The sequence below is a fragment of the Azospirillum sp. TSH20 genome (assembly GCF_003115935.1).
Classification (GTDB): Bacteria; Pseudomonadota; Alphaproteobacteria; order Azospirillales; family Azospirillaceae; genus Azospirillum.
In genome coordinates this window covers 124,976-143,312 of sequence record NZ_LGQU01000042.1, presented here as the reverse complement: position 1 = coordinate 143,312, position 18,337 = coordinate 124,976, and the positions used below count along the sequence as shown (strand labels likewise).

Here is an 18,337-nt window from a genome sequence, read left to right as displayed (position 1 = left end):
CCCCTATGCCCCATCGAGATTGCGGCGCAGGACAAGCGCGGCGACCCGGCCGTCGACACGCCTGTAGTATCCGGGGCGGCGCCCGACGGAAAAAAAGCCGCTGGCCTTGTATAGACTCGATGCTGCCGGATTATCCTCGGCGACTTCAAGAAACAGCGCAGTCGCACCCAGGTTCTGCGATCCGGTGACGGCAGCCTCGACCAGCAGGCGGCCGATGCCGCCGCGGCGCGCCTGGGGCAGCACGCCGATCGCCAGGATCTCGGCATCCTCCACCGCGACGCGGGCCATGACGAAGCCGACCGGCTGGTCCTGCGCATCGAGCGCGATGACGGCGAAGCCGGCCGGCGGCGTGGTCAGGGTGGCGACCGACGCCTCGTCCCACGGATCGTCGGGAAAGCAGGCCTGCTGCAGGGCCGCGACCACCCCGGCCTCCAGCGGGCCGGCGGGGTGGAGGCGAACGGAGGACGCGGTCATGCCGCCGCTCCCGGTTCCGGCTTGGGGGCGGGCTTGGAGGCCGCAGCCTTCGGCAAGGTGACGTCGGGCGGGCGGAGATAGAAGGGCTCGACCGGCAGTCCGGTGGGGCGGGCCGCCCCCAGCGCCGCAACCACGGCGGCGTCCGGCAGCCCGTCGCCGGACGCCGCGACGACGTCGGTCCGGCCGCCCAGCAGCGGGAGCACCGCCGCCGCCGCGTCGCCGGCCAGCAGCAGCGGACCGGACGGGCACAGTGCGTCGAGCCAGCCGGCGATCGCCGAGGGGTCGGGCATCGCCGGCTCGCCCACGGGGGTCAACGCCACGTCGTACAGTTGCAGGAAGGGCTCGGCACGCCGGCTGTCGACGGCGACCAGCAGCGAACGGCCGGCGCGTTCGGCCGCCGGCACGCCATGCGCGATGGCGTCGAAACTGGTGATCCCGACCACCGGCAGCCCCTGGGCGACGGCGATGCCGCGCGCGGCGGCCAGGGCGATGCGCAGCCCGGTGAAGGCGCCCGGCCCGACGGTGACGGCGATGCGGTCGAGGTCGGCAAAGCCGACGCCGGCCTCGGCCATCACCTCCTGCGCCAGCGGCACCAGCACTTCGGCCTGACCGCGCGACATCGGCGGGCTGCGCCGTACGGTCACGCACGCGCCGCCGGCCTGACCGGCCGTTCCCTCCCACACTGCCGCCGAACAGCCGGACGTGGCCGTATCCAGACCCAGAACCTTCATCGCTCCGCCTTCCTGGCCGCCGCGTCATGCGGACGGCCGAATTCTAATACGCAGGCACGCCTTCCCCGGATTGCCATGCGGGGGCCGTTCCATTGGAAAAGTCCACCTCGGGCATGGCAGACCCGTGACCATGGCAGATGGCGCCGCGGCCATGCTAGAGGACGATCGTTTTCCTCATACGCCGACGGTTGTCCATTCCATGCTGACCGAGATCGCGCCTCCGGCCTTCGACATCGACCTGGAGCTTCTCTACGCCACCGCCGACAACCTGTCCGGCGTGCCGATCTACCGCTCGGCGGTGTGCCTGCTGCATCCCGACGCGGCCCGCCGGCTCGGCGACGCCATCCGGCTGGCCCGCGGCATCGGCTGCCGCCTGCGGATTTACGATGCCTTCCGCCCGGCGGAGGCGCAATGGAAGCTGTGGCACGCCTTTCCCGACCCCGTCTACATCGCCGACCCGCGTCTGGGCTCCAACCACACCCGCGGCGTCGCGGTCGACCTGACGCTGGTGGATGGCGCCGGCTCGGCCCTGGACATGGGCACCGGCTTCGATGCGATGACCGAGCGGTCGCACCATGGCCGCAGCGACCTGACCGCCGAACAGCAGCGCAACCGCACCCTGCTGCTGGGCGTGATGGTCGGCGCCGGGTGGGAGCATTACCCGTCGGAATGGTGGCACTATCAGCTTCCGGAAGCCGAGCGCTACCCGCTGCTGACCGACGCGGCGGCCGGCGGCCGGCTGATGTAAGGACGGGCGGTGCAAGAATGGTGATGGCCGCAGACGGATAGCCGGAGACGCCGGGTTCTCCATCCCGGCTTGTACCGGGGCGGAGGTCTTCCATTGTTGCACGCGCGCACCGCATCGCTGCCCTCCGTGGAAAAGCGGCGGACGGAGCTTGTTCGTATGGCGGAGACTGTGGCACATCCTTTGCGTCTGGGCGAAGGTCGCCCCGATCAGCCTTTTCCGCAGGCCGCCATGCCGTTCCGTCGTGCCGTCAGGGTACTCGCCGCCGCCGCGCTGTCCGTCTGGACCGCGTTCGTGCCGGTGTCCCGGCCCGCCGCCGCCGAATCCGTTTCACCGCAGAGCGCCAGCGCGGTGGTCTTCGCCTATGATCGTTTCGGCGAGGACCAGAACCCCTCGATCAGCATCCGCATCGACCAGTTCGAAGCTCATCTCGACGAGTTGACCGACGGCGATTACCACGTCCTGCCGCTGCCGAAGATCCTGGACGCCCTGCGCAGCGGCAAGCCGCTGCCCGACCGCACGGTGGCGATCACCATCGACGAGGCCAGCCGCTCCGCCTTCACCGAGGCCTGGCCGCGGCTGAAGGCGGCAGGCCTGCCCTTCACCCTGTTCGTCGCCACCGACGCGGTGGACCGCGGCTCCCCCACCCACATGAGCTGGACCGAGATCCGCCAGCTGGCGGCGGCGGGGGTCACCATCGGGGCGCTCGGCACCTCGACCCAGTCGATGCTGTCGCGCAGCCCGGATCAGCTGGCGGCCGACCTGCGCCGGATGTCCGACCGCTTCCAGACCGAATTGGGCAAGCGCCCGGCGGTCTTCGCCTATCCACAAGGGGAATATTCGCTGGCCGTGCGGCAACTGGTGGTCGACCAGGGCTTCGCGGCCGCCTTCGGCCAGCAATCGGGTGTCCTGCACCCGCAGGCCGATCCCTGGAGCCTGCCGCGCTTCGTCATGAACGAGACCTACGGCAGCGCCGACCGCTTCGAGCTGGCCGCCAACGCGCTGCCGCTGCCGGTGTCGGACCTGACGCCCGACGACCCGCTGGTCACCGTCAACCCGCCGCCGCTGGGCTTCACCATCGCCGACGGGGTGGGTGACAGCTCCAAGCTGGCCTGCTTCGCCGCCGGCCAGGGCCGCACCGCGCTGGAGCGCATCGCCGAGGATCGGGTGGAGGTCCGCATCAAGGATCCCTTCCCGCCGGGCCGCGCCCGCGTCAACTGCACCCTGCCGGCCGCCGACGGCCGCTGGCGCTGGCTCGGCGTTCAGTTCCTGATCCCGGAATAATCCAGGGACGGGAGATCGCGGCGGCAATCCCGACCGGTTCGATCGGGCATTGGCGGGAAGACGGGCGCCGCCTATGGTGCCGGTCCCGGCGTGCCGTTGCGAGGCCCGCGAGTTTTTTTCAGAGTGGCGATTTTCGGGAGCGGGCAATGGCCGACGAGACATATTCGGCGAGCGGGCAGGGGAACGGGCCAGGGGATGTGCAGGCGTCCGACATCGGCTGGTCCGATACGGTGCGGTTCCGGCTGCCGGCCGGCTGGGCGGTCGATGTGGAAGAACATGAAGGGCAGCCGGTGGGCACCTTCCGGCCGCCGCCGCCGGCCGGCGGGGTGCTTCGGCTGGTGACGGATCGGGTGGTGCCTCGGCCGGAGTCCGGCGGAACGGCAGCCACCCTGCAGGAGATGGCGCTGCGCTTCGTCCGGCCGCAAGACCCACGGGCGGGCGACCGGACCGTGGAGAGCCGTGCCGACGGAGCCGTGATCGCCCAGGCGATGATGCGGACGGAAGAGGAAGGCCGCGCCGAGACCCATTACCTGTGGCTGGTCGGCGCGGAACGCCCGGATACGGCGGGGAGTGTGGCCGCGGTCGCGATGTTCAGCTTCGCGCTTCCCGACCTGATGGATGGCGACGAGTCCTGCGCCGAAATGCTGGGCCGGATCGACGACGCCATCCGCAACGCTGAGATATTGTAAAGCAGAAGGGCGTCCGCCCCTGCACGTCAAGGAAGACCGGGGGTGCCGGTCAGCAGTGGCCGGCCCCGGTCACCATCAGCGCCTTCAGACGGACGGCCTGGGGGTCGTGGGCGACGGCCGCCTCTTCCGCGGCGAGAGCGGCGAGGCTGATGAAGCGCGCGAGGTCATCAAGGTCGCAACGCGTCGCGTCGCTCATCAGGCTGTCCAGGCAGGACTTGATGGCCAGGGCCACATCGCGTCGTTCGTCCATCATCGCGCTTCCCTTTCACACCTGTATGACCAGCGTTGCATAGAACCGCATGCTCTGGTGGCGGCGACAGGGTGTCGCTGGCCCAATCCCTTGCGGTCGTCCCTTATGACACAAAGGAGATAGCATATTCCTTTCGGATTTTCACTATTAGATTCTCCGGGACATGAATAATCGCAGCAACCGCGAATTGATTGGAAGAGCCTCTGCACGCCATTGCTTGTTAATGAAAGGTTAACTGCATTGACTGGTTCACAATCGAAGCATTAATCACTTGTAACATCTGTGACGATTTGAATCAGAGAGGGTGATTATCGGGATACTCGTCTTCGCTTGATTGAATACGCTGGTATTCTATTGCGAAGAGCAGCGGGGCGGCGGCGGCGTGGCGGAGGATGTCGCGGCAGCGTTTTTTCGCCGCATTTGCGGGTCGAAAGGCGCGCCACCCTGTTGCAGCCAGAAACGGCTCCGCCTATATCTCCGCCAGCACGGGCCGGACCCGGAGGCGTCGCTCTCAAGCATCGCTCCCCGGGGACCAGACCCCCACGCGCTCCACCGACGTTTCACCGACCCTATGGGGATCGCGGCGGTGCCGGACCAGACGGGCCGCCACGCATCTGCCGAACGAAAGAGGCTGAACATGAGCAAAGTGATTGGTATCGACCTCGGCACCACGAACTCGTGCGTCGCCGTTATGGAAGGCGGCAGCGCCAAGGTGATCGAGAACGCCGAGGGCGCGCGGACGACGCCGTCCATGGTCGCCTTCAGCCAGGGCGGCGAGCGGCTGATCGGCCAGCCCGCCAAGCGCCAGGCGGTCACCAATCCGGAAAACACCCTCTTCGCCATCAAGCGTCTGATCGGCCGCCGTTTCGACGATCCGCTGACGAAGAAGGACCAGGGCCTGGTTCCCTACCGCATCATCTCCGGCGACAACGGCGACGCCTGGGTCGAGGCGCACGGCAAGAAGTACAGCCCCAGCCAGATCAGCGCCTTCATCCTCACCAAGATGAAGGAAACCGCCGAGAACTATCTGGGCGAGAAGGTCACGCAGGCGGTCATCACCGTCCCGGCCTACTTCAACGACAGCCAGCGCCAGGCCACCAAGGACGCCGGCAAGATCGCCGGCCTGGACGTGCTGCGCATCATCAACGAGCCGACGGCCGCCGCGCTCGCCTACGGCATGGAGAAGAAGGGCACCGGCACCGTCGCGGTCTATGACCTGGGCGGCGGCACCTTCGACATCTCCGTGCTGGAGATCGGCGACGGCGTGTTCGAGGTGAAGTCGACCAACGGCGACACCTTCCTGGGCGGCGAGGACTTCGACAGCCGGGTCATCGAGTATCTGGCCGACGAGTTCAACAAGGAGCAGGGCATCGACCTGCGCAAGGACAAGCTCGCGCTGCAGCGCCTGAAGGAAGCTGCGGAGAAGGCGAAGATCGAGCTGTCGTCCACCACGCAGACCGAAGTCAACCTGCCCTTCATCACCGCCGACCAGACCGGTCCGAAGCACCTGAACATCAAGCTGACCCGCGCCAAGCTGGAAGCCCTGGTGGACGATCTGGTGCAGCGCACGATCGAGCCCTGCAAGGCGGCCCTGAAGGACGCCGGCCTGAAGGCCAGCGAGATCGACGAGGTGATCCTGGTCGGCGGCATGACCCGCATGCCCAAGGTCATCGACGCGGTGAAGCAGTTCTTCGGCCGTGAGCCGCACCGCGGCGTCAACCCGGACGAGGTGGTCGCCATCGGCGCCGCCATCCAGGGCGGCGTGCTGAAGGGCGAGGTCAAGGACGTCCTGCTGCTCGACGTCACCCCGCTGTCGCTGGGCATCGAGACGCTGGGCGGTGTCTTCACCCGCCTGATCGACCGCAACACCACGGTCCCGACGAAGAAGAGCCAGACCTTCTCGACCGCCGAGGACAACCAGAACGCCGTCACCATCCGCGTCTTCCAGGGCGAGCGCGAGATGGCGGCCGACAACAAGATGCTGGGCCAGTTCGATCTGGTCGGCATCCCGCCGGCCCCGCGCGGTGTGCCGCAGATCGAGGTGACCTTCGACATCGACGCCAACGGCATCGTCAGCGTCACGGCGAAGGACAAGGCGACCGGCAAGGAGCAGCAGATCCGCATCCAGGCCTCGGGCGGCCTGTCGGACGCCGACATCCAGAAGATGGTGAAGGACGCGGAGGCCCATGCCGACGCCGACAAGAAGCGCCGTGAACTGGTCGACGCCCGCAACCATGCCGACGCCCTGATCCACACCACCGAGCGGACCATCAAGGAGAACGGCGACAAGATCCCGGCCTCCGACAAGTCCGCCGCGGAAGCTGCCGTCACCGAGCTGAAGTCGGTGCTGGACAGCGAGGATCTGGAAGGCATCAAGGCGAAGACCGAGGCTTTGGCCCAGGTGTCGATGAAGCTGGGCGAGGCGATGTACAAGGCCGGCCAGGGCGAGGCCCCGGGTGCGGGCGGCGAGGCGCCGGGCGCCCAGCCGAACGAGCCGGGCGTCGTCGACGCCGACTTCGAAGAGGTCCAGGACGACAAGAAGAAGTCGGCCTAAGGTTCGGCAAACTTCTTTTTGATACGGACCTGACGCGAGCATCGATGGCCCGCCGCCTTTTCCCGGCGGCGGGCCTTCGGTATGCTGGGGTCAGGCTCCGACGCGACGCGGACAGTTTGGACCAGAACGACTCAAAGGCGGTCGGCCCCCATGGCGAAACAGGATTATTACGAGCTGCTCGGTGTGGCGAAGAACGCCAGCGCGGATGAGCTGAAAAAGGCTTATCGCAAGATGGCGATGCAGTACCACCCGGACCGCAACCAGGGTGACAAGGACGCCGAGCAGAAGTTCAAGGAAATCAGCGAAGCGTATGACGTCCTGAAGGACGATCAGAAGCGCGCGGCCTACGACCGGTTCGGCCACGCCGCCTTCGAGGGTGGCCGTGGTCCGGGGGCGGGCGCCGGGGCCGGCGGCTTCAACTTCGACTTCGGCGGCGGCGGCGGCTTCGCCGACATCTTCGACGAGATGTTCGGCGAGTTCATGGGCGGGCGCCGCGGCGGCGGCGGTGCGTCCGGCCGCGGCCAGGATCTGCGCTACAATCTGGAGATCGGGCTGGAGGAGGCCTTCAAGGGCACCCAGACCACCATCCGTGTCCCCACCACCGTGCAGTGCGACAGCTGCAACGGCTCGGGTGCCGCGGCGGGAACCCAGCCGATCACCTGCCCGACCTGCCAGGGGCACGGCAAGGTGCGGGCGCAGCAGGGCTTCTTCACCATTGAGCGGACCTGCCCCGGCTGCCACGGCGCCGGCAAGGTCATCAAGGACGCCTGCAAGAACTGCGGCGGCTCCGGCCGGCTGCGCAAGGAAAAGACCCTGCAGGTCAACATCCCCGCCGGTGTCGAGGACGGCACCCGCATCCGTCTGGCGGGCGAGGGCGAGGCGGGGCTGCGCGGGGCGCCGGCCGGCGACCTCTATATCTTCCTGGCGCTGGCGCCGCACCCGATCTTCCAGCGCGACGGCGCCAACATCCACTGCCGGGTGCCGATCCCGATGACCACGGCGGCGCTCGGCGGTTCGGTGGAGGTGCCGACCATCGACGGCAGCCGCACCAAGGTGACGGTGCCGCCGGGCACCCAGTCCGGCCACCAGTTCCGCATCAAGGGCAAGGGCATGTCGGTTCTGCGCAGTGCCCAGCGCGGCGACATGTACATCCAGGCGGTGGTCGAGACCCCGGTGAACCTGACGAAGCGCCAGCAGGAACTGCTGCGCGAGTTCGAGGGCGCCGCCAAGGAAGGGTCGAATCCGCAGTCGGAGGGCTTCTTCGCCAAGGTGAAGGAGCTTTGGGAAGACCTGAAGGACTGATCCTTCACCGCAGCGGATATTATTCAACGGGCGGCGTGTCGGTGACTCGCCGCCCGTTACTTTTTGTCGCATGCCGGGATGTTTCCGTGTTTTCCAGCGGCTGATCAGCCATTTCGGCGCGAAACCCGTTGAAGGGGAGGTCATGCCCGTGTAATCACCCAGCATGGCTAATCCATTGGCGACATGTCCGGCCGATGCCGGGGGCAGGCTGTCTGATGCGGGTTGACAGGCTTCTTGCCGCCCTCTTCGGCGCCTTCGTCCGCAGCGACGAACTGCCCGATCTGATCTGGCCGGCCGGTCACACGCCGATCCTGCAGCGGCGGCGCGCCGCGATGATCCAGTCGCGCGTGCGCATGGTGGCGCTGATCTTCGGCGTCCTAACCCCGCTGTGGATCGCCATCGACGTCACCGTCTTCGAATGGAAGCTGGCCGTCTGGCTGATCGTGCTGCGCCTCAGCGCCAGCGCCGCCTTCCTGGCGCTCGCCTTCGACCGCCGGTCCTGCGAGGACATGACCTGCGCCTGGTGGCGGCTGACCGCCCTGCTGGCGATCCCGACGCTGTTCTTCGCCATCTCGCACCCACTGCTCTACAACCAGGGTGTCGACGACCTGCGCATCGCCGTCAGTGCCGGCTATGGCTATCTGCCCTTCGTGATGGTCGCGGGGCTCAGCGTCTTTCCGCTGACCGCGGTGGAGGGGGCGCTGTTCGCCGCCCCGATGCTGGGCGCCCATCTGGCCGCAGGCTTCTACGGTTCGCTGGTGATGCCGTTCCCGTCCTACATCAGCGCGCTGTGGCTGCTGGCATTGATCGCGGTGGTGGCGACGCTGGCGGCGATCAGCCAGCTGCATTTCATGATTGCGCTGCTGGAACAGGCGGCGCACGACGCGCTGACCGGCGCCTTCTCCCGCCGCATCGGCGAGGAGTTGCTGAAACTCCAGGTCGCCCATGCGGAACGCGCGGCACAGCCGCTGTCGGCGATCTTCGTCGACCTGGACGATTTCAAGGCGGTCAACGACCGCTATGGCCATGAGGAGGGCGACCGCGTCCTGCGCCATGCCGCCAACACCATCCGCAGCCTGCTGCGCCAGTCCGACGCGCTGGTGCGCTGGGGCGGGGAGGAGTTCCTGGTGGTCATGCCGGACACCCCGCTGGATGGCGCGATGATCGCGGTGGAGAGGATGCGCCGGGCCGGTTTCGGCAAGCGGCCGGACGGCAGCCTGCAGACCGCCAGCATCGGCATCGCCGAACAGACGACCGACCGCCCGGCCGACTGGGAATCGTTGGTGGAATTGGCCGACCAGCGCATGTACCGCGCCAAGCAGGACGGCAAGAATCGGGTGGTCGGCGGCGGCGTCAAAGCGGATGCCGAAGCCCAGCCCTGGGACAGCATCACCGCCTAGACAGAGTCCAGGGGATACTCCCGCAACGCCTCATACACCGCCCCGCCATTGCCGAGATGGCTGCGGTAGAGCGTGACATGCTCGACCGGCATCGGGCCAGCGCGGAACAGGCCGCGGTCGGACAGGAAGCGGCCGATGCGGTCGGCCGGCGCGTCCTTCAGCCGGGCGAGCGTGATGTGGGGGGAGAATTTTCGCTCCTCCGCCGGCAGGCCGCAGCGAACCAGGGCGGATTCGATCTTGGCCTGCAGATGGGCCAGCGCCTCGTTGCGCTCCACCCCCGCCCATAGAACCCGCGCCCGGCGCGCGCTGCCGTACATGCCGACACCGTCGAAGGTGAGCGTGAAGGCCGGCGCCCGGATCTCCGCCAGCGCGGCGTCGATGTCCATCGCCTGATCCTCCGGCACCTCGCCGATGAAGCGCAGGGTCAGGTGCATGCTTTCAGGCTCGGTCCAGCGCGCGCCGGGCACCCCGCCGGCCAGACCGGCCAGCCGCTGGCGGACCTCCTCCGTCAGGTCGAGGGCGACGAACAGGCGGAGCATGGGGCACCTCCGGGTTTGCTGAACTGATCCGCCCCTCCTTCGGATGAGGGGCGGACCATACGACAGCTTACGGACACGGATCCGGCATGCGGTTGTGCACGGCGTCGATTTCCGCCATCACCTCCGGCGACAGGGTCACGTCGATGGAGTCGATGTTGGAGACCAGCGTTTCCATCGTCGTCGCCCCGATCAGCGACGAGGTGACGAAGGGTTGCTGCAACGTGAAGGCGATGGCCATCTGGTTGGGGGCCAGACCGTGGCGGCGGGCGATGTCCAGATAGGCCTCCGTCGCCGCGTCGGCATTGACGGTGGCATAGCGCGACGGCCGGTGGTCGAGCGCGCGGCGGCTGCCCGGCGGGATGGCGCCGTTCAGATATTTGCCCGTCAACGTGCCGGCGCCCAGCGGCGAATAGGCGAGCAGCCCGACATCCTCGCGCAGGGCCACCTCCGACAGGCCGTTCTCGAAGGTCCGGTTCAGCAGGTTGTAGGCGTTCTGGATCGAGGCGACGCGCGGAAGCCCAGCCACCTCCCCTGCCACCTCGGCGGCGCGCAGCCAGCGCATCACGCCCCAGGGGCTCTCGTTCGACAGGCCGACATGGCGGATCTTGCCGGCCTGCACCAGTTCGGCCAGTGCCGCCAGCGTCTCCTCGATCGGCACGCCGTCCTGCTCCGGCTTATGCTTATAGGTGCGGACGCCGAAGCGGTTGGTGACGCGGTCGGGCCAATGGATCTGGTAGAGGTCGATGTAGTCGGTCTTCAGCCGCGACAGGCTGGCCTCCACCGCGGCGAAGAGGTTGGCGCGGTCGAGCCGCGACTTGCCTTCGCGCACCCAGCCGAAGCCGCCGGCCGGCGCGCCGATGATCTTGCTGGCGAGGATCACCTTGTCACGCTTGCCGCGCGACTGGAACCAGCTGCCGATCACCGCCTCCGTCTTGCCATAGGTGTCGGCGGTGGGCGGGATGGCGTACATCTCCGCCGTGTCCCAGAAATTGATGCCGCGGTCGAGCGCGGCGTCCATCTGGGCATGGCCTTCGGCCTCGGTGTTCTGGCGGCCCCAGGTCATGGTGCCCAGGCCGATGGCGCTGACCGACAGGCCGGTGCGGCCGAGCGGACGATACTGCATCCGGAACGTTCCTTATTCGAAATGATCTTTACAGAAAGAGCGTCAGCACGCCGGTGTAGCCATAGAGCCGGTTGTGCGACACCTCGCCCGAGGCGAAGAAGCCGGTCAGCGGAATGTCGCCGAAGGTGTCGCGGATCATCGACAGCTCGGCATTGGCGGCGCCGAACAGGCCGGGACCACGGGCGATGCAACTGACATACACCGCTCCCTTCGGCGTCGCCTTCACCCGTTTCTTGAGGCTGTCCAGCATCCGGCGCATGTCGGCGGCGGCGGTTTCGGGATCACGGCGGGTGAACATCACCGGCTGGCCGGTGGTCACCCGCTCGGCGATGGAGATCCAGCCGGCACGCGGGTCGATGGCGATCAGGTCGCGGACCAGATAGTCCTGGGTGTCCGACCCGGCGATGGGCAGCCCGGCGCAGATCACCCCGGCGACCTGCCGCAGGTCGGCGGCAAGCTCCGGCCCGATGTCCTCCTTGAAGACGTCGAGCGCCGGGCGGTTGTCGATCTCCAGAATCACGTTGTCGTCGCTGGCGGTGACGGTGCGCGTCGGCCCGATCGGGCGGCAGCCCTGGGTCAGGGCGGTGGCGACCGGCAGATTTGGCGCGAAGAGCACGCCCGACACGCCGCCCTCGGTGACCGGATCGCCGTCCTCGGCCCCGGCGGCAATCTGCGGGAACTCCCCGCGCGAGGCGGTCAGGCCGCCGACCAGGAAGACGCCGGCCTCCTCCGACAGACGGGCGACCAGTCCGGCCATGTCGGCGTGGTGCGGGTCGACATGGACCAGCGCCAGCGCCGCGCCATGCTTGTCCAGCCAGCCGCCGGCACTGCCGCGCAGCGGCTCCAACCCGTCGGTCAGGGTGGGGAACAGGCGGAAGCTGTCCTCCGGCAGGCGGGCGGCCATGATCGCCATTCCCGGCTCGTCGAACAGGACCTCGCCATTGGCCATCACGCCGATGCCGGCGGTGCCGACCCAGTGACGGATCCCGGTGACGCCGCGCAGCAGGGTGACGATGCTGGTCGCATGTTCCGCCAGACCGTCGGTCAGGTAGAGGAAGCCCAGGTTGCAGCCGGCGACCGGACCCAACCGGTCGAGGCAGGCCTTGACCGTCGGTCCCCATTCCGCCCCGGCGGCGCAGGCGGCGTGAAAGCGGGTGTCGCTGTCCAGGGTCACGGTCATGGGTCAGCCTCCGGTTTTGACGGTAGTCTTGCCGATATTGGGGAGGCCGTCGAGCAGCGCGGTGACGGAGGGCAGGATGCGCTCCACGATCACCGCCACGCCCTGGGCATTGGGATGCATCCCGTCCGGCTGGATCAGCGACCGGTCCAGCGCCACCCCGTCGAGGAAGAAGGGATAGAGCGGCAGGTCGTAGGCTTTCGCCAGATCCGGGTAGATGGCGTTGAACGTGTCGGTGTAGGGCTTGCCCAGGCTTGGCGAGGCGAGCATGCCGGCCAGCAGGGTGGGAATCTTCCGCTCCGTCAGCGTCTTGAGGATGGTGTCGAGGTTCGCCTTGGCCTGACCGGGGTCGAGCCCGCGCAGCATGTCGTTGGCGCCCAGCTCGACGATGGCGGCGTCCGGCTTGTCGGCCAGCGCCCAGTCCAGCCGCGCCCGGCCGCCGGCGGTGGTGTCGCCCGACACGCCCGCATTGATGACGGTGACGCTGTAGCCCTTGGCGGCCAGCGCCTTTTCCAACTGGCGGGTGAAGCCCTGCTGTTCCGGCAACCCGTAGCCCGCGGTCAGGCTGTCGCCCAACGCCAGCAGCTTCACCGGCTGCGCGGCATCCGCGCGGGTCGGAACGGTCATCGATACCCCTGCGGCAAAGACGAAGGCCAGCGCCGCAGCGAAGGCGCCCGTGTTGAAAGCCCGGCGGGTCGTTCCATATGGCGATGGTCCGTTCCGCTTGTGCGAGAGTCGCATGTCCAAGGCTCAGTCCCCTGCAACGTCGTCAAATTCCATCGCCCGGTCTTCCAACGACTTCATCGTTGAACTCGACGACGTCCACCTGAAATTGGACAGCGGTGCCGGACCCGTCAACATCCTGCGCGGCGTGAATCTTCAGGTGGCGGCCGGGGAACGGGTCGGCGTGGTCGGCCCCAGCGGTTCCGGCAAGTCGACCATGATGATGGTGATGGCCGGTCTGGAACGCCCCAGCGGCGGCACCGTCCGCGTCGCCGGCCAGGATCTCGGGCACCTGGACGAGGATGGCTTGGCGCGCTTCCGCCGGCAGCATGTCGGCATCGTCTTCCAGGCCTTCCATCTGGTGCCGACCATGACGGCGTTGGAGAATGTCGCCATCCCGCTGGAATTCGCCGGCGTCGCCGACGCCTTCGACCGCGCCCGCATCGGGCTGGAGCAGGTCGGGCTGGGGCACCGCATCCATCATTATCCCGGCCAGCTGTCCGGCGGCGAGCAGCAGCGCACCGCATTGGCCCGCGCCTTCGTGACCGAGCCGTCGCTTCTGCTGGCGGACGAGCCGACCGGCAATCTCGACATCGACACCGGCGCCACCATCGTCAAGCTTCTGTTCGACCTTGCCGAGCGGCGGGGGACGACGCTGGTGCTGATCACCCACGACCAGACGCTGGCGGCACGCTGCGACCGGACGGTGCGTCTGGCGGACGGCCGCATCGCCGACGACGGGCAGGCGGCCCGGCGCGCGAAGCTGCAGGCGGCGGGGGAGTGAGGGGGATGGTAATTACGATGGCGGTGGACTCTCCCTCTCCCCCCCGCTCACGCGCAAACTTCGTTTGCGCTGACGCGACAGGCGGACCTCCGGTCCGCCGAAAGCGGGGAGAGGGTCGGGGTGAGGGGGATGCGCGGCGTGGCGCTACTCGGCGCGCAAACCCCTCGTCATCAACTGACTCCTCGCCATGCGCCCCCCTCACCCTAACCCTCTCCCCGGGGGGGAGAGGGGATAAGTGCGGGCGCGTGGGGAGGGCGACACGATGACCAACCTCAGCCTCGCGCTCCGGCTTGCCCGGCGGGAGCTGCGCACCGGTCTGAAGGGCTTCTGGGTCTTCCTCGCCTGCCTCGCCCTTGGTGTCGCGGCCATCGCCTCGGTGCAGTCGGTGTCGAGCGGGCTGCTCGACGGGCTGGCGAGCGACGGGCGGTCGATCCTGGGCGGTGACGTCGCGTTGCGGCAACTCTACAGCCCGCCGACCGACGAGCAGATGGCGGCGCTGAAGGCCGATGGCCGGGTATCGACTTCCGCCGAGATGCGGGCGATGGCCCGTGCCGCGGACGAGACGCGCTCCTCCCTGGTCGAGTTGAAGGCGGTCGACGGCCTCTATCCGCTCTACGGCGCCGTGACGCTGGAAGGCGGCGGCGACCTGCGGGACGCGCTGGCGCAGAAGGACGGCCGCTGGGGCGCGGTGATCGAGGCCGGTCTGGTCGACCGGCTGGGGGTCAAGCCCGGCGACAGCATCCGCATCGGCGAAGGCGCCTACCGCGTCGCCGCCGTGCTGGACCGCGAGCCCGACCGCGCCTCCTCCAACGCCTTCTCGCTGGGCCCTAGGGTGCTGGTGGCGCTGCCGTCGCTGCAGGGCACCGGGTTGCTGCAACCCGGCAGCCTCACCTGGTGGAGCGCCAAGGTGGCGCTGCCGTCGCAAACCGACCTGAAGGCGTGGCAGGAGGGGTTGCGTGCCCGCTTCCCCGATGCGCCCTGGCGGATGCGCGACTACACCAACGCTTCGCCGCAGATCGAACGCTTCATCGACCGCATGACGCTGTTCCTGACCCTGGTTGGGCTGACCGCGCTGCTGGTCGGCGGCGTCGGGGTCGGCAATGCGGTGCGCAGCCATCTGGACTCCCGCGCCCGCACCATTGCCATGATGAAGTGCATCGGCGCGCCGGGGGCGTTGGTCTTCGAGCTCTATCTGGCCCAGATCCTGGCGCTGGCATTGCTGGGCATCGTCATCGGGCTGGCGCTGGGCGCGGTTGCGCCGCTGGCGCTGGGCCGGCTGCTCGACGGCGTGCTGCCGGTGTCGGCGCATATCGGCGTTTATCCCGGAGCTTTGGCTCTCGCCGCGCTCTATGGCGTGCTGACGGCGCTGACCTTTTCGCTGTGGCCGCTGGGCCGGGCGCGCGAGGTGCCGGCGGGCGCCCTGTTCCGCGACGTGATCGCCCCGGCGGGTGGGCGGCCGCGCACGCCCTACACCGTTGCGATGATCGTGTCGGCCCTTGCGCTCGCCGGGCTGGCGGTGCTGACCGCGCATAACAAGCTGTTCGCCCTGTGGTTCGTCGGCGGGTCCATCGCCACTTTCATCGCCTTCCGTGCCGCGGCTGCGCTGGTGACCTGGGGGGCGAAGCGGGTGGGGCGCGTCAGGCGGCCGGGGCTGCGGCTGGCGCTCGCCAACCTGCACCGGCCGGGCAACCCGACGGCGGCGGTGGTGCTGTCGCTGGGGCTCGGCCTGACGGTGCTGGTCGCCATCGCGCTGATCCAGGGCAACTTCTCCCGCCGGGTGTCGGAGACGATCCCGCAGGACGCCCCCGCCTTCTTTTTCGTCGACATCCAGCGCGACCAGTTCGATCCCTTGCGGGACCTTGTGACCGCCGTCCCCGGCACCAGCGCCTTCGAAGCGGTGCCGAGCCTGCGCGGCCGGATCGAGCGGGTGAACGGGCAGGAGGCGGAAAAGGCGCTGATCAATCCGGAGCAGGCCTGGATCCTGGCCGGCGACCGCGGCATCACCTATTCCGCGACGATCCCGAAGCATTCGACCGTCACCGCCGGCAGTTGGTGGCCGCAGGATTATGCCGGACCGCCGCTGATCTCCATCCACCAGAGCGTCGCCGAGGCCTTCGGCATCGGTCCCGGCGCCACCATGACCATCAACATCCTGGGCCGCAGCATCGAGGCGAAGGTCGCCAACGTGCGCTCCGCCGATTTCAGCAGCATGGCGATCAACTTCACCATGGTCTTCGCCCCCGGCACGCTGGAAGGCGCGCCGCAGACCTGGGTCGCCACCGTCCGCGCCACGCCGGATGCCGAAACCCAGGTGCAGCGCGCCGTGCTGCAACGCTTCCCCAACATCACGATGGTGCGGGTCAAGGACGCGCTCGACACGGTGGCGGAGATGCTGGGCCATATCGGCACCGCGGTGCGCATCGTCGCCGGCATCACGCTGGCCGCCGGAACGCTGGTTCTGGCCGGCGCGGTCGCCGCCGGGCACCGCCGCCGGGTCTATGATGCAGTGGTGCTGAAGGTGCTGGGGGCGACGCGCGGCGACGTGCTGCGCGCCTTCCTATTGGAATATGGGCTGCTCGGCCTGCTGACCGCGGTGATCGCCGGCGTCATCGGCACGCTGACCGCCTGGGCGGTGCTGAAGTTCCTGATGCATTGGGAATGGAGCTTCCTGCCGTCGGCGGTCGTGACCACCGCATTGCTGAGCACGGCGATCACGCTCGCTTTCGGGTTCTATGGTACTTGGCGGGCTCTGGGCCAGCCTTCGGCGCCATTGCTTCGGAACGAGTGACTCCTGTGTCATGAAGCCGCAGGAAAAACGAATCGTGAAAGCTTTTTCATCTGGAAAAAGCGCTGCCGATTCCTATTGAACCGCCTGACGGACTCGCCAATATGTCCTGCGACGGGATCACCCAATTCCACCGAGGAAACCAAACCATGGCAGACCCGACCTATAACCGCTTCGCGACCGCAGGCCGCGCGACAGATCGGGGATACTTCGACGAAGGCCTGCGGCAGCACATGCTGCGCGTGTACAACTACATGGGTGCCGGCCTGATCCTGACGGGTCTGGTCGCCGCGCTCGTGTCGTCCAGCCCGGCCATGCTCCAGGCCATCTTCGGCACGCCGCTGAAGTGGGTGGTGATGCTGGCCCCGCTGGCCTTCGTCATGGTGCTGTCCTTCGGCATCCAGCGCCTGTCCTTCGCATCGGCACAGATGATCTTCTGGGCCTATTGCGGTGCCATGGGCCTGTCGATGTCGGCCATCTTCCTGGTCTTCACCGGGGCGTCGATCGCGCTGACCTTCTTCGTCACCGCCGCCACCTTCCTGGCGATGAGCCTGTACGGCTACACCACGAAGGCCGACCTGTCGAAGATGGGCTCGTTCCTCATCATGGGCGTCATCGGCCTGGTGATCGCCGGCTTGGCGAACATCTTCTTCCAGTCGCCGGCCCTGCACTTCGCGATCTCCGCCATCGGCGTGCTGATCTTCACCGGTCTGACCGCCTATGACACCCAGGCGATCAAGGAAAGCTACGCCGAGGGCTATGACCACGAGAGCACCGGCAAGCTGGCTCTGATGGGCGCCCTGACGCTGTACCTGGACTTCATCAACCTGTTCCAGTTCCTGCTGCAGTTCATGGGCCAGCGCAACAACGACTGACCCCGAGACGCCTGATCGGACAAGCATCGGATCAAGCAGCAGCCGCCCGGAAGCCCCCCGCTTCCGGGCGGCTTTCTTTTGGGGCGGTTCAGGACTCCACGGTCACTGGATCGCCGACCGCCAGCCCCAGCACCCGGTCGGCCCGCCCGCGATTGACGGCGATCTCCGCCAGCCCGTTGGAGTTCTCGTACCACAGCGGCTGTCCCGGCCCGACGGCGCCGAAGGTGCGGGCACGGGCGATGCGGCTGCCGGCAGTGGACAGCACCGCGTCGACGGGCAGGGCAGCGGCGCGCATGCCGGTCATGGCGTTGCCGTAGACATCGACATAGACGATACGGGCCAACTCGTCCGGCCAGTCGGGACGATTGATGGCGGCTGGGGCGAGCAGGCTGCGCTCGATGCTGCGGCCGGTGGCGAGACCGGCGGCGACGGGGGCGAACAGGTCGCGGCCATGGAAGCTGGCGGACAGCCGGTCCGGGATCCAGTCGATGGTCCAGGCGTTTAGCGACGTTGCACGGCGGGTCAGCAGGGCGAACAGGCCGTTGTCCGGACCGACGAACCAGCGCCCGTCGGCCTCCACGATCACCGGCCGGCGGTCGGTGCCGACGCCGGGATCGACGACGCAGAGGAAGACGCTGCCGGCGGGAAAGGCCGGAGCGTAGGCGGCCAGGAGGTAGGCGGACAGCTGCGGGTCGAAGGCGGGGGCGTCGGCGAACAGGTCGATGACGGGGACGCCGGGCGCCTGTTGCGCCAACACCGCCTTCATCTGGCCGGTGTAGGGGCCGGAGAGGCCGAAGTCGGTGAAGAGCAGGATCATGGGAGCAATCTCACCAGTGCCGCTGCTGACTTGCCCCCACCCTAACCCTCCCCCGCTGGGCGGGGGAGGGGACAAGTGCTTAGGC

At 68.2% G+C, this 18,337-nt stretch carries 17 protein-coding genes; 9 read left to right on the top strand and 8 right to left on the bottom strand.

What is annotated here, in order from left to right; translation table 11 throughout:
- Positions 1-3: 3 nt before the first annotated feature.
- Positions 4-474, bottom strand: coding sequence for a GNAT family N-acetyltransferase (locus TSH20_RS12155; protein WP_109074967.1), 471 nt, complete (start codon positions 472-474; stop codon positions 4-6).
- Positions 471-1,205, bottom strand: coding sequence for a tRNA (adenosine(37)-N6)-threonylcarbamoyltransferase complex dimerization subunit type 1 TsaB (tsaB, locus tag TSH20_RS12150; protein ID WP_109074966.1), 735 nt, complete (start codon positions 1,203-1,205; stop codon positions 471-473). The genes TSH20_RS12155 and tsaB overlap by 4 nt, the downstream gene beginning before the upstream one ends.
- Positions 1,206-1,404: 199 nt before the next feature.
- Here tsaB and ddpX point away from each other — a divergent pair, with 199 nt between their 5' ends.
- The 3 genes from ddpX to TSH20_RS12135 all read left to right on the top strand — a co-directional run bounded on the left by ddpX (position 1,405) and on the right by TSH20_RS12135 (position 3,923).
- Positions 1,405-1,953, top strand: coding sequence for a D-alanyl-D-alanine dipeptidase (gene ddpX, locus TSH20_RS12145; protein ID WP_109074965.1), 549 nt, complete (start codon positions 1,405-1,407; stop codon positions 1,951-1,953).
- 228 nt (positions 1,954-2,181) lie between these two features.
- Positions 2,182-3,234, top strand: coding sequence for a polysaccharide deacetylase family protein (locus TSH20_RS12140; RefSeq protein ID WP_109075010.1), 1,053 nt, complete (start codon positions 2,182-2,184; stop codon positions 3,232-3,234).
- A 146-nt stretch (positions 3,235-3,380) separates the two neighbouring features.
- On the top strand, positions 3,381-3,923 hold the full coding sequence (locus tag TSH20_RS12135) for a hypothetical protein (RefSeq protein WP_109074964.1): 543 nt from the start codon (positions 3,381-3,383) through the stop codon (positions 3,921-3,923).
- A 49-nt stretch (positions 3,924-3,972) separates the two neighbouring features.
- Here the strand turns inward: TSH20_RS12135 and TSH20_RS12130 are convergent, their stop codons facing one another.
- Entirely contained in the window at positions 3,973-4,176 is a 204-nt protein-coding gene (locus TSH20_RS12130) for a hypothetical protein (protein ID WP_109074963.1), read from the bottom strand.
- Positions 4,177-4,810: 634 nt separating this feature from the next.
- Here TSH20_RS12130 and dnaK point away from each other — a divergent pair.
- The 3 genes from dnaK to TSH20_RS12115 all read left to right on the top strand — a co-directional run bounded on the left by dnaK (position 4,811) and on the right by TSH20_RS12115 (position 9,429).
- Positions 4,811-6,727: a molecular chaperone DnaK gene (gene dnaK, locus TSH20_RS12125; protein ID WP_109074962.1), complete on the top strand. Its 1,917-nt coding sequence runs from the start codon at positions 4,811-4,813 to the stop codon at positions 6,725-6,727.
- A 150-nt stretch (positions 6,728-6,877) separates the two neighbouring features.
- Complete coding sequence (dnaJ, locus tag TSH20_RS12120; protein WP_109074961.1) at positions 6,878-8,029, top strand: molecular chaperone DnaJ; 1,152 nt, start codon at positions 6,878-6,880, stop codon at positions 8,027-8,029.
- A gap of 215 nt (positions 8,030-8,244) precedes the next feature.
- Positions 8,245-9,429: a GGDEF domain-containing protein gene (locus tag TSH20_RS12115; RefSeq protein WP_109074960.1), complete on the top strand. Its 1,185-nt coding sequence runs from the start codon at positions 8,245-8,247 to the stop codon at positions 9,427-9,429.
- Here TSH20_RS12115 and thpR read toward each other — a convergent pair.
- The 4 genes from thpR to TSH20_RS12095 all read right to left on the bottom strand — a co-directional run bounded on the left by thpR (position 9,426) and on the right by TSH20_RS12095 (position 12,895).
- Positions 9,426-9,968, bottom strand: coding sequence for an RNA 2',3'-cyclic phosphodiesterase (gene thpR, locus TSH20_RS12110; protein WP_109074959.1), 543 nt, complete (start codon positions 9,966-9,968; stop codon positions 9,426-9,428). The genes TSH20_RS12115 and thpR overlap by 4 nt on opposite strands.
- A 67-nt stretch (positions 9,969-10,035) precedes the next feature.
- On the bottom strand, positions 10,036-11,091 hold the full coding sequence (locus TSH20_RS12105) for an NADP(H)-dependent aldo-keto reductase (RefSeq protein WP_109074958.1): 1,056 nt from the start codon (positions 11,089-11,091) through the stop codon (positions 10,036-10,038).
- Positions 11,092-11,119: 28 nt separating this feature from the next.
- A complete protein-coding gene (locus TSH20_RS12100) occupies positions 11,120-12,271 on the bottom strand; it encodes an FIST N-terminal domain-containing protein (protein ID WP_109074957.1) in 1,152 nt (383 codons plus the stop codon).
- Positions 12,272-12,274: 3 nt separating this feature from the next.
- Complete coding sequence (locus TSH20_RS12095) at positions 12,275-12,895, bottom strand: arylesterase (RefSeq protein ID WP_109074956.1); 621 nt, start codon at positions 12,893-12,895, stop codon at positions 12,275-12,277.
- 112 nt (positions 12,896-13,007) lie between these two features.
- On the opposite strand from TSH20_RS12095, the gene TSH20_RS12090 reads away from it, so the two are divergent.
- The 3 genes from TSH20_RS12090 to TSH20_RS12080 all read left to right on the top strand — a co-directional run bounded on the left by TSH20_RS12090 (position 13,008) and on the right by TSH20_RS12080 (position 17,435).
- A complete protein-coding gene (locus TSH20_RS12090) occupies positions 13,008-13,775 on the top strand; it encodes an ABC transporter ATP-binding protein (protein WP_109074955.1) in 768 nt (255 codons plus the stop codon).
- Positions 13,776-14,037: 262 nt separating this feature from the next.
- Positions 14,038-16,563: an FtsX-like permease family protein gene (locus tag TSH20_RS12085; RefSeq protein WP_109074954.1), complete on the top strand. Its 2,526-nt coding sequence runs from the start codon at positions 14,038-14,040 to the stop codon at positions 16,561-16,563.
- A gap of 146 nt (positions 16,564-16,709) precedes the next feature.
- Positions 16,710-17,435, top strand: a complete 726-nt coding sequence (locus tag TSH20_RS12080; protein WP_109074953.1) for a Bax inhibitor-1/YccA family protein — start codon at positions 16,710-16,712, stop codon at positions 17,433-17,435.
- 88 nt (positions 17,436-17,523) lie between these two features.
- Here TSH20_RS12080 and TSH20_RS12075 read toward each other — a convergent pair whose 3' ends face one another.
- Positions 17,524-18,252, bottom strand: coding sequence for an SAM-dependent chlorinase/fluorinase (locus TSH20_RS12075; RefSeq protein ID WP_109074952.1), 729 nt, complete (start codon positions 18,250-18,252; stop codon positions 17,524-17,526).
- Positions 18,253-18,337: the final 85 nt, after the last annotated feature.

What these genes read in the sequence shown, in the direction of transcription:
- tsaB (WP_109074966.1), bottom strand. Translation starts at nt 1,205, where the DNA reads ATGAAGGTTCTGGGTCTGGATACGGCCACGTCCGGCTGTTCGGCGGCA.
- dnaK (WP_109074962.1), top strand. Translation starts at nt 4,811, where the DNA reads ATGAGCAAAGTGATTGGTATCGACCTCGGCACCACGAACTCGTGCGTC.
- TSH20_RS12135 (WP_109074964.1), top strand. Translation starts at nt 3,381, where the DNA reads ATGGCCGACGAGACATATTCGGCGAGCGGGCAGGGGAACGGGCCAGGG.
- TSH20_RS12105 (WP_109074958.1), bottom strand. Translation starts at nt 11,091, where the DNA reads ATGCAGTATCGTCCGCTCGGCCGCACCGGCCTGTCGGTCAGCGCCATC.
- TSH20_RS12090 (WP_109074955.1), top strand. Translation starts at nt 13,008, where the DNA reads ATGTCCAAGGCTCAGTCCCCTGCAACGTCGTCAAATTCCATCGCCCGG.
- ddpX (WP_109074965.1), top strand. Translation starts at nt 1,405, where the DNA reads ATGCTGACCGAGATCGCGCCTCCGGCCTTCGACATCGACCTGGAGCTT.
- TSH20_RS12130 (WP_109074963.1), bottom strand. Translation starts at nt 4,176, where the DNA reads ATGATGGACGAACGACGCGATGTGGCCCTGGCCATCAAGTCCTGCCTG.
- TSH20_RS12095 (WP_109074956.1), bottom strand. Translation starts at nt 12,895, where the DNA reads ATGACCGTTCCGACCCGCGCGGATGCCGCGCAGCCGGTGAAGCTGCTG.
- TSH20_RS12100 (WP_109074957.1), bottom strand. Translation starts at nt 12,271, where the DNA reads ATGACCGTGACCCTGGACAGCGACACCCGCTTTCACGCCGCCTGCGCC.
- TSH20_RS12080 (WP_109074953.1), top strand. Translation starts at nt 16,710, where the DNA reads ATGGCAGACCCGACCTATAACCGCTTCGCGACCGCAGGCCGCGCGACA.
- TSH20_RS12155 (WP_109074967.1), bottom strand. Translation starts at nt 474, where the DNA reads ATGACCGCGTCCTCCGTTCGCCTCCACCCCGCCGGCCCGCTGGAGGCC.
- TSH20_RS12075 (WP_109074952.1), bottom strand. Translation starts at nt 18,252, where the DNA reads ATGATCCTGCTCTTCACCGACTTCGGCCTCTCCGGCCCCTACACCGGC.
- TSH20_RS12140 (WP_109075010.1), top strand. Translation starts at nt 2,182, where the DNA reads ATGCCGTTCCGTCGTGCCGTCAGGGTACTCGCCGCCGCCGCGCTGTCC.
- dnaJ (WP_109074961.1), top strand. Translation starts at nt 6,878, where the DNA reads ATGGCGAAACAGGATTATTACGAGCTGCTCGGTGTGGCGAAGAACGCC.
- TSH20_RS12115 (WP_109074960.1), top strand. Translation starts at nt 8,245, where the DNA reads ATGCGGGTTGACAGGCTTCTTGCCGCCCTCTTCGGCGCCTTCGTCCGC.
- TSH20_RS12085 (WP_109074954.1), top strand. Translation starts at nt 14,038, where the DNA reads ATGACCAACCTCAGCCTCGCGCTCCGGCTTGCCCGGCGGGAGCTGCGC.
- thpR (WP_109074959.1), bottom strand. Translation starts at nt 9,968, where the DNA reads ATGCTCCGCCTGTTCGTCGCCCTCGACCTGACGGAGGAGGTCCGCCAG.